This window comes from Levilactobacillus tongjiangensis, from assembly GCF_003946345.1.
GTDB lineage: Bacteria > Bacillota > Bacilli > Lactobacillales > Lactobacillaceae > Levilactobacillus > Levilactobacillus tongjiangensis.
Genome location: NZ_RHNY01000011.1, coordinates 86,740 through 103,474, shown reverse-complemented (window position 1 = coordinate 103,474; position 16,735 = coordinate 86,740). Strand labels below are relative to the sequence as shown.

Here is a 16,735-nt window from a genome sequence, read left to right as displayed (position 1 = left end):
GGGGCAGTGTGCCCCTTTTATTATACAAAAAATTGGTGTTGATAGATTTCTCTATCAACACCAAATATCATAGAACCATAAAAAGTGGCCCTAGTAATCAGTTGTTGATTACTGGGGCCACTTTTTTGAGTTGCTAGTTTGAGGCTGTGTGACATCAATATCTGTGTAGCCGGAAGTGGTCAGGGCGGGGGGGCGGCTGTGTCGGTGGCGTTAACTCGGTGATCTTCCGAGTCTACGCCACGGGATAAGCTTGGAAACGCAGTGAATTTCTGCGGTTTCAAGTTAAGCCGAAAGCCCGTACTTTGGCTGTAGGCGGTCCTCACAGCAGACGCCCGCCCTGACCACTGGAGGCGGCATTTTTTTCAATGATCACTAAGCCAGAAACGCCTCTAAATTCCGATAGACCTGGGTCTCCAGTTCGTCCGCGGCCATTCCCCGTAATGCTGCCACGGCCCGGATGCTCCGGTGTAACACGTGGGGGTAATCGGCCACCGTGGCTTCGGTATCCCCTGCCCAACGGATGGCTTCCAAACCATCCGTCTCAATCAAAAGCCGGTTCAGCGGGACATCCTGGGCTAACTGAGCCACTGCTGGGTCGGTCAGCACGTCCACGCCAATCGTGAAGAAACAGTCCAAACGGATGTAGTCACGTTGATAGTCCTTCGTGGCGTACCAGTGGACCATATAGCGATTGGGATACTTTTGAATGGTTTTGAGCACCGCTCGTTCGCACCCTTTTGTGTGCAAAATGACGGGCTTGCGGTGGTCATGTGCAAACTGGAGTTGGGCTTCAAAGACACGCGACTGGTCCAGCAGGTTCACGTCCGTCCAGACGTTGTCTAAGCCGATTTCGCCGACCACGGCAGTTTTCTCCAGGTAGGGAGTGACTTCCGGCCAGCGAAAGTCCGTGGCCTGCCAGGGGTGAATACCGAAACTCAAGTGTTGGTGAGCACCGGTGAGTAACGTGTTGCCCTCCCACTCGGCGGGTGACTGACAGTTGATGATCGTTAAAATCTGGTCTTGTTGTTGCAGATTGGCCAGTTCCCGGCTTCCTGCCAGGTGGCAGTGGGCATCACTTAACATCGGAATCCTCCCGTAAGAGTTGATAGATTTCAGTCTTCAGCGGGGCCTGAGTGGCCAGCCACTCTCGGTCACGGGTCGCGGGTGTCAGTGAAATGTCCTGGACCACGTGAGCCGGGCGAGCCGATAGAACTAAAATACGGTCGGACAGGTAGATGGCCTCCTCAATGTCGTGGGTCACTAGCACTGTCGTCCGTTTTAAGGCCGTTGGCAGGCTGAGTAACCAATCCTGCATCAGTCCGCGGGTCATGGCGTCTAAAGCGCCAAACGGCTCATCTAAGAGCAGGTAGTTGGCTGGATTCATCATGGTTCGCAGCAGGGCGACCCGCTGCCGCATGCCACCGGAGAGTTGTCGGGGCAAGAAGTGGCGGTAGGCGACCAATCCAAAGAGGGTCAGCAGGTCCGTCACATGGTCCTGATCCACGGCCTGATGGTTGATCCGTTGGTAGAGCGTAATGTTCTGGTCGACGTTTAGCCACGGTAACAACATATCTTCCTGCGGGAGGTAACTAAACGTGGTGTTCAGCCCGGTGATGGGTTGACCGTCGACCACCACTGAACCAGTCGAAATGGGTAACAGGCCGGTTAGAATTTTTAGTAGGGTCGATTTACCGGCGCCACTGGGTGCAATCAAGGACACGAAACTGCCCGCGTTGATAGTGGCCGTGACGTCGTTTAAAATCTCTAGGTCATCTAGTGTCAGGCCAACGTGTTCCAGTGTGATCGCCATAGGCTAACCTCCGACGTATTGGTTGGTGTACAGAGTGCTGGCTGGGATGGTCTTCTTGATCAGACCGTATTCCTTCATAAAGCCGGTGTAGTTGTTCCAGACCTTACTGTCCATTTGGCCCCATTTGCTAGCGTCGTCCGTGTAGTTCTTGGACAGGAAGGCTTGGGATTCCTCAAGGAACTTCAGGTCGTAATCCTTGGCATACTTGTGTAGAATCTTGGCGTCGGCCTTCGGGTGGGCGATAGCGTCCTGGTACCCCTTCTTCGTGGCCTTCATGAAGGCTTTGACCAGCTTAGGATCCTTGTTCAACTGGGTGTTATTCGTAATGATGACGGGCGTGTAGTAGTCTAAGCGTTTGTCCAGTTGACGGAGGGGCATGTAGTTGATCTTGATGCCGTCGTCCTTGGCCCGGATAACGTCCCAGCCTTGGAACCACCATTGGATGTCGTTCTTCTTCCCGAGACTCTTAGGACCATCACCGGTGGTACCGACGATCTTCAAGGATTTCGGATTGACCTTGGCTTCGCTCATAACGGCCTTCAACACGGCCTCTTCACTTGGTGTCTGCCAACCAGCGTAAGTCTTGCCGACAAAGTCCTTAGGTGAGGTGATACCGCTGGACTTCTTAGAAACGAAGCCGGAGGTATTGTGCTTGATGACCGTTCCAATAGCCTTGACGGGGATGTTCTTGCCGTCTGCGTGGGCGTAAGTTACATCTTCTTGATAGCTGACCCCAAACTGGGCCTTGTTGGCACCGACCATGCCGACGCTGGTGGCGTTGTCGCCGGGTTCGATGATTTTAACGTTTAAGCCGGCGTCCTTGAAGTAGCCTTTATCTTTGGCCACGTAGAGCCCTGTATGGTTGGTGTTGGGAACGTAGTCGAGGACAATTGAAACGTCAGTCAACTTTTTAGCGGGTTTAGTGACGGACGATGAACTCTTGGAGTTGCCACAGGCGGTCAGTGAGAGCAGAACCGGAACCAGTAGCCAAAGTTTAGATAATTTCATGATGATCTCCCTTGGATTAATGTTCTATAATATAATTTTTGCAAACTACGCGTTGCTACGTTGAGTCCTAAACTTAAAACGATAACGCAGAAAATGGCGGCGAAGACCTTGTCGATCTGATACCCGTTCTTCACCCGAATCATGTAGTATCCTAGCCCAGCTTCGGCGCTGAGCCATTCCCCGATGATGGCACCGCTCACACAATAGGTGGCGGCGATCCGTAGACCGGCGAAGAAGCCCTGCATGCCTTGTGGAATCTTGAGGATGCGATAGACTTGCCAATCCTTAGCGCCCATGGTCTGTAGGAACCGAATCTGTTCCTTTGAGACTTTACCCAGGGCCTCCGAGAAGGACACGATGATGGGAAAGTAGCTCATTAACACGACCAGGATGACTTTGGGGGCCATGCCAAAGCCAAACCAGAGGCTCAGTAGTGGTCCCAGAACCATGACCGGCAGTGTTTGTGAGATAACCAGTAAGGGATAGAAGGATTGATACAGTAGCTGCCAACGGTCCATGACGAGCGCGGTCCCAAAGGCTAATAAACAGGCGATGACTAGGCCAATCAAGGATTCGTAGAGTGTGACCCAAGAATTAGTTAGTAGGCCACTGGCATCGGCCACTAGTGCTTGGACGACCGCCACGGGACTGGGTAGAATGAAGGCCGGTGTCTTAAGCAACGTGACCGCCACTTGCCAGACCGCTAGGAGTAAGACCAAGCTTCCTAACGGGTATAGCTTACGTTTCATAAATAACCTCCTTTACAAAATAAAAAGCTTCATCTCGGGGGAAATCGCCGCCGCAAGATGAAGTATCCGTGCGTTTCTCCCTACGCCAGTGTTAACTGACAGGTTCGATGGGTCAAAGTTCACAACTTACTCTCGTGCCGTATGACGGTATCCCCAGAAACTTTTTTAAGTTGGACATAGTGTAGCATGGGAATAGGGGTGGGACAACCTAATTTACTTATATCTAAGGGAATCGTTCGAGAAATGACCAAACAAACCTTGTAGGGCGGGCCTTTACCACATTTAAAAATATGTAACATGGGAAATGATTGAATAATCAACTGGCGGTAGATAATATAAAAATAGTTATAAACGCTGGTAAGCCAAGAACTTAACCACCGAAACAGATTCTACATCAACTGATTTATAGTTGCTACAATGGTATTGATTGTTCACTATATACTAGCTTTATGACGGAGGACCAGTTATAATGGGGATGAATCAAAACAGCCGAGATCTTTGCTAGGGCATCACTAAATTTCACAACTGTATGTAGGACAATTGCCAACCGAATGAGGAGGATTATCGTGCGTAAAATGAACGACACACCGACAACTTGGACGTTGACGAAACAGGGGCGCAGCTGGGTCTGGGCCACTGTGGTTACTGCGGGCTTGGCCGTTGCCGTCACTGGTGGCCAGACCGCTCAGGCAGACACAACGGCGGGGACGAACGCTGAGACTGCGGCAACTACGACACCCCTACAGCACGTGCAGGCAGATTCCGTAACGCTGAATCCAGCAACCGCGGAGCAGCCAGCAGAGACGATTGAAGAAGAGCCGGGCGCAACTGATTCGGTAGAAAATGAAAGCGCTGACACAAATGAAGTGCTGGTTGCTGAACCAACAGAGACTCCGACTGATCAGAAAGACGCCCAGCCGGCTGCAACGCCGGAAAAGCCTACAACTGAACCGGAAACGGCGGTACCGATTTCCGCTGAAGCCACGGCGCCCACCACGGTTAAACAGGGGGCTGATCCCACCATTAAAGCGGTGAAATTGGTTAAAGCCCAGGTGGCCCAAGCAGCACCGGTTAAGCTGAACCATCAAGCAAAAGTTTTGGCAATTGATGAGTGGATGCCAAACCAGATTCTACAGCAAGCTATTTTAACCGCGTTACGTAGTCAAAATCCAAGCCAGTCCTGGGGCAGCGTTGCTGATATTACGCAGGAAGACCTGCTATTATTGACGACACTCAGCATTCAAGGGAAAGTCAACACGTATATTGATGGGAAAACGGAATTTTCTCTGGAGGGCCTCCAGTACGCTACCAACCTCACTCGGCTGAGCCTCGGCAGTAGTTTGGACCAGAACCCGGGCTATTACTACGGGGATGTGGTTGACTTGACACCACTGGCTAAGCTTAACAAGCTAACTTACTTGGATCTGCAACATAACCGGATTGAAGACGTGACCCCGCTAGCCGGATTGACGAACGTGAAGACTCTATTGATGGCGTTTAACCACGTTCAGGACTTTTCACCGTTGAAAGGAAACCGCTATACGACATTTCACGCGGGCAGTCAATTTGTGAAATTGAATCCGGTCAATGTGGATACTGATTTGCGGGAGGGCCATTTAAAAATTTCGTTTACCACAATCGATGGCAACGTTGTTCAGATTGCGGCGACAGCTATCGTGGGTGAGCCCGTGTCCTTTGCTAACAACGGCCTGTATTACCGCATTTATAATACGGGAGGCACGGCGACGAGTGACGGTCAGGGCGGTCTATATTTCACAAAAATTCCTGATCAGAAGCCTGGTGGGACCACTTATCCTGGTGTTAACGTGATTCCGATGGAGGAGTATTACTTTATGACGGGTAACGCCTCCGGAAACGATTCTTACGGGACCTACCAGTTTGCCGTGGTGCAACCGTATGTGATTGCGGACAAGGCAGCGGCCGTGACGGTCCACTATCAGGACGAAGCGGGAAAGGACTTGGCAGACGCCGTGACGTTACCTGCCGGGATGGTGGGCGATGACTACGTGACGGAGGCCCAGACGATTAAGGGCTATACCCTGTTGAAGACCCCTGAAAATGCGGTCGGCAAATACGGCGATACTGCTATTGACGTTTACTACGTGTATCAGAAGGATGGCGGCGGAACTGTGACACCACCCGTGGTGACCCCGGTAGCGGATACCACCGTGACCGTCCACTATCAGTTGGCTAATGGCCAATCGGTGGCGGCAGATAAGGTGCTGACTGGTCAACCAGGAACGACCTACACGACTGAAGCTTTGGAAATAGAGGGCTATCACTTGGTTTCGACGCCAGCCAATGCCAGTGGTACGTTCGGTGAAGAAGACCTCAATGTGACCTACATCTATGCAGCTGTTGAGACCGGCGGCGATGGAGATGAGGGGACGACTGATCCAGATGTTGATGATCCAGACGTGGATTTACCGGGACCTGAAGAACCGGGTAAGCCGTCAACACCTGGTGGGAGTGGCACTACGACCGGTGGTCAGGGGGCAACTGTGACCACTAAGCCGCTAGCAGCGACTGGACCAACAGGTGCTACAGCGGCAACGACCACGTTACCGCAGACTAATGACCAGTCAACATCACCTTGGTGGGGCGTGGCGTTGCTGCTTAGCTTGGGTGGTTGGTTAGGATTCCGACGGCGGACGAAATAAACTAGCAAATGACCCAGAATACGACTTGTGTGATTGGAGTAGGCTTGCTGTTTGAAGCAAGCCTACTTTTTAGTTATAGTATAAACCATCGCTTTGCGGATTTTACTGTCAGTTGAAGAGCAATCATAGTTGGCGATTACGCGGACGGATGCCAGTATAAAGTTAGATCAGTTTCCAGTACTGGTATACCCTCGAAAATTAGTAAAACGGTTTGACTTGATATCCGTCAATTTCCGCAATTACAAGGATTCTTGGTCGGTTACCCTGAAAGGTGATAACTGATTGGTAAGGTCGTGAAACCAACTAAATAAATAGTTGTAAGCATTTACAGTTTCTATTGATATTTATCTGGAACGCGTTACAATAGGGTCATAAAGAAATTTATCCGCTTCATCAAATGTGTGGCGAACTAGGGACGCTCACAATCGTTAATCTTCAAAAGCATGAAGTGGCTATGACCGGTTTAATGTATGCGCTTACTAGGACGCGATACAGGACTTCACACTGAGGAGGAAGCATTATGTTACAAAAAGTTGAGGGAGTATCCAAAGAACACTACAAGAGTTACAAGGCAGGCAAACGCTGGGTTTTCGCCTGCATCACCGTTTTGGCCTTAGGGATGGGTCTGGCCAGTGTTAGCGTGGCCCAAGCGGACACGCCTGACACCGATGCTGCGCAGAGCAGCGTTGTCAAGCAGGATGCGGGTTCCACTGTTAAGCCGGCTGGTGTGGTTGATGATCAGGCCAAAGACCAGACGTCGAATGATGTCAGTGGCGTTAAAGGTCAGCAGCAAGACCCACAAGAACCGGCTACGCCATCCAAAGATCAGGCCCCTAAAGAAGACGCACCAGCTGCTTCTGAAAAGCAACCCGAACAAATTCAAAGCGCAGCTCAAAAAGGTGATCAGGAATCGGTTACCAAGGATGGCTCAAAACAGACCGAGGAACCTGTCCAAAATGATAAGCAGCAAGCGCCAAAGCTAATGAGTGCGCCAGCATCTAAATTAGCAGTTGATCGGTCTAACTTAGCCAAAGTTGCTAAGCCTAGCATTGACGGGGTGGATGCTTCAGTATGGATGCCAAGTCAAGCAATGCGGACTTGGGTGGAAAACGTTGTTCAAAAGTCTGCACCGTGGGCTAAGATTACCGACGCTAACTTGTATCAGTTCATTGAAGATGCCACGACGCTGACCACCAGTAACTACAGTGGCACGATTCCAATGCCTTCAGAATTTGAAGGCCTTCAGTACTTTACGAATCTACAAAACTTCGATTACGGTTACGACATTCCAGCAGACCAAATGATCGACTTTTCCTTTGCGCCTAACCTGAAACAACTGGACTTGGGGAGTCTAAATGGGACGGCAACGCCTAAGGACGTGGCTAGCTTCTTCAACACCTACCTCGCGTCAAATACGAAGTTGAGCAGCATGGACGTGAGCCACTTTGGTTTGACTGGCACGATTCCGGACCTGTCCCGGTACACCGCACTCTCCTACTTAAACATGGCGAACAATAACTTGTCCGGTGACTTATCCGGAATTGCCGGTTTAGCGAGCTTGAACAACCTGAACCTGGCGAACAACCAATTGACTGGGAGTGTGCCAAGTCTCAGCAACTGGCCAGATATCCAATACCTGTACATTAACAACAACCGGCTGTCTGGTGATTTACCAGACCTCAGCAACTTTACCGGTATGTTCTATGGTATCTACAACGAATTTTCATCCGGGATGTTGGACCGTTACAACGGCTCAACTCAAATCAACAACTACAGTTACTACCAATTCTTGAACGGCAAGAGTTACACGTTGACGGCTAAGAACCGGACCTTTGACCCTATCACGAACGTGGTTAGCGGTGTCCAAGACGGCAAGACCGGTCAACTTAGTAGCGACCCCATCATCCTCACCCAGTATTCTAAGGGCGTCCGGATCACCTACGGGGCACCCGATGACACGGTTGCGATGACGGACTTACTCGCCTGGGAAGGCAAGCAAGAGAATGCCACGAGCTGGTTCACGGTCGAAGCAGACCCAACCAATAAGCTAGGCTTCAACCTTGTTGCCAACGCAGATGCCCCAGATGGGACTTACTATATGGCCATCCGGAACAGCAGTTACACGAGTCAATACGGTGGCTACATTGCCTACGTTAGTTTTGAAATCAAGAACGACCAAACCCCCGTCGTTGATCCCGGTACTGGGACCACCACGACGACTGACCCGATGCCGGGCGTCGATCAACCAGCCGTCGTTGCGCCATCAGTTGACGCAACCACTGACACCGACGCACCTGTTGTTACGACTGGTGGGGATGCCGCAACTATCGATGAAGCTGACCAACCAGTCGTTAAGACGGTTGCGAAAAAGGCCGGTTCCCATCAGAATGCGGTCGTTCAATCCAACGGACAGGCGGCTAAGGTGACGGTTGCTAAGATGGCTGCTTCAGCCGTTAAGACCGGTGGTCAAGCAGCAACGGTTGCCAAGACCAGCACTACTGCCAGTGACCAAACTGCTAACCAATCAGCAGCTAAGACGACCCTCCCACAAACGAACGAACAGAGTACAGCTAGTGCTATTGTTGCTGGCATCGCGATGCTGTTGGCTACCTTAGGCTTGGGTGTTAAGTCTCGGAAGAACGACTAATTTAAAATCACTAAAGGCAGAATAGAATTGTAAGGTCCTGAGAGAAAAATCTCAGGGCCTTCTTGTGTATACAGGTGATCAACTACCAGAACAGCTCCGATTGCTTAGAAAATGAAAAAATGACGTCCCTGATTTTGAGGACGCCACCTTTAGCTGACTTGTAAAATCTAGAATGTATTTACTTTTCTCTTTTTTAATGACAACTGCCTGGCTTTATAACAGTCTTCATAAGACCGTACCAGCTGTGACTAACATTCTGTAATGTCATTTTTTAGCCAAGCTGGCAGTCGTTTTTTGATAGCTGACTTAAACGGTTATCAGCTGGTGCCCCGCCATTTTTGGCCCCTGAAACGGTTTTTTAATAGTTTTGTTATGGATATTTATAATTCGTATTGAAAAAAATATTTATCGGGCTATAATGAAGTCATAAGGTTCTTTGTCCACATAAACAAAAATGTGGTAAAGAGCACTGAAAGATAACTGATTAAATAGACGCGTACATACTATTTGTAAAGACCACCCTCAGGATGATACAGGCGGTTACTAGGGAATCACACATTTCACGAGGAGGAAAAAATCATGCGGAATCAAACAGTTTTAGGGGAAACTAAAGAACATTACAAGAGTTACAAGGCAGGCAAACACTGGGTTTACTGTTGCATGACTGTGTTGGGCTTAGGACTTGGCATGGCTGGTATCAGCGTTTCTGCTCAGGCGGACACTGATACTGGCGATGCTGCACCGGTTGCCAAAGTGAGTGAACCGGCCGCTACTTCTGATGGCAGTGTACAGGGTGAACAACCAAACGATTCTGAAGCACCGGCTAAGCAACAGGAACAACCTGCTGGTCAGGAAAATGATGACGTTTCCAATGAAAAAGACAATCAATCACTCGGTGAACAATCTGGGCAAAAAGATGTTCAAGAACCTACTGACCAATCACAAGTAAACCAAAGCAATGGGCAAAAGGTCGCGCCTAAACAAGAAGCGCCTAAGCAGCAGGTTGCTGAAGAACCTGTTCAACCGGGAACGGACGTTAAGCAGAACGTTCAAGTGACTCCAGACGTTAAAGAGACTCAGACTCCAGTTGCTAGCCGGGCTAACTTACTACGGGATAGCGCCGTCGTTGCACCTACCTTGCCAACCGATGTTTCTAAGATTCAGGGTGTTGATGCATCGGTCTGGATGCCTGATTCAGCTTTACGGCACGCGCTTGAAGCTTCCTTTGAACAACAGTGGACCGGCTACACGGTTGAAGACTGGTCACTTTACGCATGGACTGGTTTCCGGGTTTCACTGAATGATATTCTTGTTAATAGCACGGATAAAAAAGAGCAAATTAAAGATTTGACCGGTTTACAGTACTTTACGGGTTTAACTAACGTTGATTTGGAGAATGCTGACGTTGACCCTGCAACGATTCCTAACTTCTCGTTTGCACCAAACTTGACGGGCTTTCAGTTGCTCTACCCAGATGATGCCCCAGCTAACTGGAACATGACGCCAGATCAATTTATCCAGAGTCGCTTTGACAAGAATCCTAATTTAAGCTTTCTGTCACTTGATGGTGCCGGCTTGGTGGGTCAGCTACCAGATTTGCATAACAATCTAAATTTGCAAAGCTTGAATCTGTGGAACAACAAGTTGACTGGCGATATTCCAGATTACAGTTACTTGCCAAAACTAGATATCTTAGTCCTGGCATATAACCAGTTGAGCGGTGGCATGGAGAACGTTGCTAAAATTAACGCGGATGTCAACATTGCGTACAACAACTTTAGTGGGGATGTCGTAGCGCCAAGCATGGGAAACAATCAGCTTAGTTCCTGGAACAACCACCTCACAGTGGGAATCGTGCCAACTGCACAACAGACGTACTACTCTCAAGATCAAACGCTCACTGGTCAACCTGTCACGGTTAACAGCGGGAATTACACTTTCAATCCAGTAACGGGTGCTGGTATTGGGTTTAAGTATGATTCAACTAACGTCATCGACCCATCATTGAAGGGAACCATTGCTTCCGTTAACTACTCGGCAACGGCACCAACTTCACAAACGGATCTGGCCAGCATGGACGATGCAGCTAGTGACGTGACCATCAAGGGTGACCAGCTGGTTGCCAACGCCAACACGCGGGATGGCTACTACACCATCGTGGTTAACGGTCCTGCCGGTTCTAACTACTCTGCTTACGTCACCTTCCAGTTGACGAACGACAAGACGGTCAAACCGGTTACGCCGGTGGATCCAGTTAATCCAGTCGACCCAACGCCTGGAACGACGACGGGGACGGTTACCATCGTCAACGTTGACCAAGATGGCAAGGTTATCAGTCAACGCGTTCAAACCGGGAACGTCGGCGATACGTACAACGTCACCGCTGATAAAATCAATGGCTACCAGGTCTTAGGTTCTGGTGTTGCCAGTGGCACGTACTCAGCTAATGGGTCAACGGTTACCTTCAGCTACAACAAGCTGGCTAACGGCGGCGATGGTGCTACGATTGCTCCAGCTAACCCAACAAATGGAGATCCAAAAGCTCCTGTTGCTACAGCAACTACCGGCAGTGCGGCTGCAGTCGTTAACAAGGGCGGCCAATCAGGTGCTACGGCAACTGTTGCTAGTGTCCAAAAGGGTGCAGCGGCCGCTAAGGTTAACTTAGCAGCTAGCTCTAAGTCAGGTGAACAACCAGCTGCTAAGGCCGCTGCGAAGACGACGTTGCCACAAACCGGTGACAAATCTGTTGCTGGTGTTGTCGCCGCTGGCTTGGCCGTATTGGTTGGCAGTCTTGGTTTAGCTGGCTTTAAGAACAAGCGTCGTAACTAAATTTAAATTGTGTTTGAGGGTGGGAGATTACTTCCGCCCTTTTGTTTTGCCTTAAATATGATTGCCGCCTCCAGCAGCCAGGGATGGTACCGCACTGTGGGGACCGGATAAAGCCAATGGGCGGTCTTTATCCTCGACTGCTTGGTAAGCCCGCCAAGGTTTCCAGTTCGTCCCACGCTGTAGGCTGGCTAAAAACACCAACCAACAGCGTCGACACAGTGGGTACCATCCCTGGCTGCCTGCGGCTACACTTGAATCTGAACGTGTAGGCCTGGTGGCTTAATCATGATTAGTCATTTTGTTAAGTTGTAGATTCTTTGAGAATTTTGCCAGGCATGCTGGAAGTAGCCTCTGAGTTCAAAACAGATTCTAACTGTCCTGACGTCACCGATATGAATAGTGTTCGCTATTTTAAAGGTAGTTTCTGTTTGTGTAGCTGACAGTCACTGGTAAGCAGTCTGTAATTGGACCAATCAGAAATTTTAATTAGGGGTCAGCTTCTCAGAGATAGCTGGTTTTTCACGTCATATTGAAAGGTTGTCTGGTGGATAACCAATTACTGAAATTATATTGAAATTTAGTTGGCAAAATTGGGGAAGCATGACAAATCCCTTTATCTTTTCTAACCACATTTGTCATTGTGGTAAACTACCACATCATTGAGTAGTTTTTAATCAAAATAATTTCCATTTGATGTTGAATGTTCTCCGTGAGAGAGAGAAAATGAAGACGGACTTTAATGCGAAAGGTAGGGATAATTCGATATGGAAATGAAACGGACGCATTTTAAGATGTATAAGGCAGGCCGTAAGTGGGTCTTTGCTTGCGCCACAATTCTAGCCTTAGGCGCTGGCGCCACGGTAACGGCTCAGGCCGATACCCAGCCAGCTGCTGCGGATGGATCATCGAAGGTGGTTGGTGAATCTAACGGGGATCCTGCTGGGGACAAGGACCAGTCGGCCCAAGATCAGAGTAAAGCCGGTTCAGAGCTGGCAGACAATCAGCAAAAGAGCGATTCAGATAAGGGGACTGACCAGGAGAAGACGTCTAATTCTGATCAAGATAAAGTTACTGGTTCTAAGCAAGATGGCTCACAAGTAACCAACAACCAGATGAAAAAGTCTCGTGCTAGTTTACTGAAGTCCGCGCCGGTCGCTAAGGCACCGACGAATCAATCAACGACCACCACTACTCCTACGACTAACAGTACCAGTACACAGACAGCTGCTGCCAAAGCTGCGGCGGCCGCCAAAGCCCGGGCAGCCTTAACTAAGGCATTGGCCAAGATTGCCAACCAAACGACGGTTACGACGGCGTTGACGCCAACTGGTGCCGAGGGTATCCAGGCCGGCGGGAGCGTTTACGATGACTATCCTGATTTGAATAACATCCTGGGAGTCTCTTCACAATTCCACATATTTGCTCGCGAAGCCGAGTTAAACACCCACACCAACGGGAACGTTGCCGTTCAAAACCTGATTGGGAACGTCAACTTTGGGACGAACATCATTGAAGAACTGTTGGACAAAGATATTTCTTACATACAGAACATCACCAATATTGCTGGCAGTTCCTTTGTTTCTGCCGGGGATACCCGGGTCAACAAGGTCGTCTTTGGTCAGGGTGTGGAAATTGACGTCAGCAATCCTAACCGGCCAATGGTCAACGGGACCTACATTGACCACCTGCTGTCATCCGAAGTTTATCAAGACCAGATGGGGCAGACCTACATTGATTTTGATGAAGAATTTGCCAAATTGAAGCAGGTCAATGAGTCGCTAGCTAACCGGAAGAGCGAGGCCAGCTACACGTCTAGTGACTTCGCCGATCAAAACAACCGGGTCATCGATGTCAGTGACTTGAAGCCAGATGCTGACAATCGCATCGTCATCAACCTGTCGTCGGACGTTTTGGCTGGAAACACCCCTTTGACCATCAAAGGCTTGTCCCCTGAGGATACCGGGACCACGATTATCATCAACGTGGATACTGGTGGTGCCGAAGATTACACGGTGAACTCGCAGATCAAGATTCAATACAGCGATGGTAGTGACCGGGATAACCAAGAAACGGAACACTTTGGCGACAACCATCTGTTGTGGAATTTCTACGACAGCACCACTAGTGACAAACAATTTACCGGTGATATCAACATCAACGCACCATTCCAGGGTAGTATCTTGGCACCATCCGCAACGGTTATCGCTAACCAAAACATTGATGGGAACATCATTGCGGACAAGGTGATCGTCAAGGCTGAAACCCACCGGTGGGATCTGCAGGATAACTCCAAGGAAGACGAGGATACGGGTGATGAGGATGAAGATGGCGACATCGACATTGATGATCCTGAACCCGAAGTTCCTGATATCGAAGTTCCTGACACGGAAACGCCTGACGTTGAGACACCAAACGTTGAGACACCAGACGTTGAAACACCTGAAGAACCTGGTGAAGAAGCCAATGGTGGCGATGAAGATCTGACCTACGAACACGAACACCCAGAGTACACCGAAGACATGGCAGAAGATTTTGAGGATGACCTGATCGACTTCGAACAAGAAGGCAATACGGCCGCTGAAGAAGCACTCCTGAACCAAGTCGACGCGGCGATTGCTAAGGCACGGGCTGAAGGTAACACGGCATTGGTTGCACAACTGGAATCCGTTCGGCAACAGATTTTGGCAGCGCTCGGCTTGGCCGATGGTTTGCCACAAACTGGTGAAGCCAAGGGCAACTGGGTCCAAGTCTTAGGACTGGCACTGGCAACGAGTTTGCTGGGAACCGCGGTTGTTCGACGCAAACGTCGCAACTAAAGAGTGAGTCAGAAGGCGGTTAAGCGGAGCTAGCTGCCTGCTGGCACACGTTTCGACAAGTTAAATGAATATAAAAAACGTGAACACTCAGAAAAGTGTTCACGTTTTTTGTTGCCATTGGCCGCCTCCGGCTTTCAGAAGTGGCACCAGCTGTGGGGGCCGGCGTGAGCCAAAGAGCGTTCTCCCGCCTCGACTTGAAGCCACGTAAAACCCAACGTGATTTCAAGCTCACATTTGGTGTAAAGTTGGCCGCCTCCGGTTGCCAGGAGTGGCACCAGCTGTGGGGGCCGGCGTGAGCCAAAAGGCGGTCTCCCGCCTCGACTTGAAGCCACGTAAAACCCAACGTGTCTTCAAGCTCGCCCCATGCTGTAAAGCTGGGAAAGCCCAAGCGCCCAGCTTAACACCATCGACACAGCTGACACCACTCCTGGCAACCTGCGGCTACGATACGTGATTGAACTTCAGTAGATGTCTGTTGGTTGATGTGCTTTGTTGAGAGTGAATTTGTTATAATGCGGCCTGGTTAATGACTATTATTAGTTATTTGAGTATTTATAAATTGGAAGAATCTTGTGCATACTTTCTTGCAGTTACGTATATTTCTGTATTAATTGACATTGTGAGAGTTTTTGTCAGGTATCGTTTGAAGTGGAATCATTTGTCTTTTTGTCAGTGTACCAACGAATTCAATGTAGCCGGAGGTTGTCAGGGTGGGGGTCGGCTGTGACGGTGGTGTTGACTCGGGGGTTATCGAGTCTACAGCACGGGACGAGCTTGGAAACGCACGGGTTTAGTGCGGTTTCAAGTCGAGCCGGAGGACCGTTTTTCAGGCCGCAGGCGTTCCCCACAGCCGACCCCCACCCTGACGACCGCAGGCGGCAATTAGACGGAGATATAAAAGGTACAAAATGACAATAAAAAAGTGAGCAGCCATCACAGCCACTCACCAGTAAAATGATTAATTTCAGAACAACGGCAAGACCATCCGCACGCCCATAAACAGCAGCATGATACCAATGAATGGCTTGGCGTAGTCGTTAAGCTTAGTCGGATTAACGTGGGCCAACAACCGTGGTGCACAGAATGCCCCGACCACCGCACCAATCATCAGGCTGAGGCCAATCGACCAGTCGATATTGTTGGCAGAGAGGTGGAAAATCAGGCCGATTAGAGACGTTCCCACTAAAACGTAGGACGACGTTGCGGCCGCTGGGAGCATGTCTAAGCCCAGGACCAATAGTCCGGCAATAATGGGGCCACCACCGCTTAAACCGGCAACGCCGACCAAAATACCGCTAATCACGCCATACAGGGCAGCTTGAGCACTCTGATGTTTAACGGGTCGGTCGTTGTGACTGAGAAACCGTTTGATCAGAATCTGGACACCTAGTCCGGCTAGGATGATTGCCACAATCCAAGTGTAGGGGCGATTAGGAATGTAGGGCGCAATCAGGGCGCCCACCACCGTAGCGGGAACCGCTGTTATCAACATTTGATTACCAACTTTGAAGTGAATCTGCCCGGTTCGGTAGTGGCCGTACGCACCGACAATCAGTGACGGAAAGGCCGTCACCAGTGAGGTTGACGCAGCCACAGCCGGGGCGAGGCCAAAGATGCTGGTTAGGATTCCCAGATAAATGGCCGCCCCGCCACCACCGGTAGAAATTACCAGTAACCCAACCAAAAATCCAATGACAACTAACGTAACCCATTCCATGTGTGTATTCGTCTCCCTACCAATTTAGCATGTAGATAAGTTTAACGATAACTGAGTTAGCCGTCAATCTATTGGGAAATCAAACGCCACAAACAATGGTGAAGATAAACTGGACGCACTCCGGAGGTCAGGGATTCCGTCTGCTGTGGGGACGCTTCAGCCAAAGGGCGGGCCTCTCGCTCGCTTTGAAGCCACGAAGCCCCCGTGTCTTCAAAGTCGCCCGTGCTGTAAGCTGGAAGGTCACCAGCAAACATCACTTTCACGGCTGGCTACATCCCTGACCTCCTCCGGCTTTGATTGTGATGTAACGTGATTATCGCTGATAGCAGATAGCTTTGACAACAAATACTGTATAAGCCGAGAAGTTGCCAGATATGGGTTCAGGTGTACCGTTCCAGGTCACAGTTGGTGACTAATAAAGCGAAAGGTCATTCGCCTGGTAGGTTAACCCAAACGAATGACCTTATAAATGTTTTTT

At 49.8% G+C, this 16,735-nt stretch carries 9 protein-coding genes and 1 riboswitch; of the genes, 4 read left to right on the top strand and 5 right to left on the bottom strand.

Annotation, left to right across the window (positions count from 1 at the left end; translation table 11 throughout):
• Positions 1-372 precede the first annotated feature (372 nt).
• Genes EKM75_RS08170 through EKM75_RS08155 form a run of 4 tightly spaced genes read right to left on the bottom strand, consistent with a single transcriptional unit; the run spans position 373 to position 3,567 of the window.
• Positions 373-1,083, bottom strand: a complete 711-nt coding sequence (locus EKM75_RS08170) for a TatD family hydrolase (RefSeq protein ID WP_125693641.1) — start codon at positions 1,081-1,083, stop codon at positions 373-375.
• On the bottom strand, positions 1,073-1,810 hold the full coding sequence (locus EKM75_RS08165; protein ID WP_125693639.1) for an ABC transporter ATP-binding protein: 738 nt from the start codon (positions 1,808-1,810) through the stop codon (positions 1,073-1,075). Before EKM75_RS08165 ends, EKM75_RS08170 begins: the two co-directional genes overlap by 11 nt.
• Positions 1,811-1,813: 3 nt before the next feature.
• Positions 1,814-2,818, bottom strand: coding sequence for an ABC transporter substrate-binding protein (locus EKM75_RS08160; RefSeq protein ID WP_125693637.1), 1,005 nt, complete (start codon positions 2,816-2,818; stop codon positions 1,814-1,816).
• On the bottom strand, positions 2,815-3,567 hold the full coding sequence (locus EKM75_RS08155) for an ABC transporter permease (RefSeq protein ID WP_125693635.1): 753 nt from the start codon (positions 3,565-3,567) through the stop codon (positions 2,815-2,817). Before EKM75_RS08155 ends, EKM75_RS08160 begins: the two co-directional genes overlap by 4 nt.
• 60 nt (positions 3,568-3,627) lie before the next feature.
• Positions 3,628-3,733: riboswitch (TPP riboswitch) on the bottom strand.
• A gap of 409 nt (positions 3,734-4,142) precedes the next feature.
• Between EKM75_RS08155 and EKM75_RS08150 the strand changes: the two genes are divergently transcribed.
• The 4 genes from EKM75_RS08150 to EKM75_RS08135 all read left to right on the top strand — a co-directional run bounded on the left by EKM75_RS08150 (position 4,143) and on the right by EKM75_RS08135 (position 14,540).
• Entirely contained in the window at positions 4,143-6,248 is a 2,106-nt protein-coding gene (locus tag EKM75_RS08150; RefSeq protein WP_225426684.1) for a MucBP domain-containing protein, read from the top strand.
• 520 nt (positions 6,249-6,768) lie between these two features.
• A complete protein-coding gene (locus EKM75_RS08145) occupies positions 6,769-8,895 on the top strand; it encodes a KxYKxGKxW signal peptide domain-containing protein (RefSeq protein WP_125693631.1) in 2,127 nt (708 codons plus the stop codon).
• Between the two features lie 579 nt (positions 8,896-9,474).
• Positions 9,475-11,724 carry a MucBP domain-containing protein gene (locus tag EKM75_RS08140; RefSeq protein ID WP_125693628.1) on the top strand — a complete coding sequence of 750 codons (2,250 nt, stop codon included), beginning with the start codon at positions 9,475-9,477 and terminating at the stop codon, positions 11,722-11,724.
• A gap of 764 nt (positions 11,725-12,488) precedes the next feature.
• Positions 12,489-14,540, top strand: a complete 2,052-nt coding sequence (locus tag EKM75_RS08135; RefSeq protein ID WP_125693626.1) for a collagen-binding domain-containing protein — start codon at positions 12,489-12,491, stop codon at positions 14,538-14,540.
• Between the two features lie 964 nt (positions 14,541-15,504).
• On the opposite strand, the gene EKM75_RS08130 is transcribed toward EKM75_RS08135, so the two are convergent.
• Positions 15,505-16,257: a sulfite exporter TauE/SafE family protein gene (locus EKM75_RS08130; protein ID WP_125693624.1), complete on the bottom strand. Its 753-nt coding sequence runs from the start codon at positions 16,255-16,257 to the stop codon at positions 15,505-15,507.
• Positions 16,258-16,735: the final 478 nt, after the last annotated feature.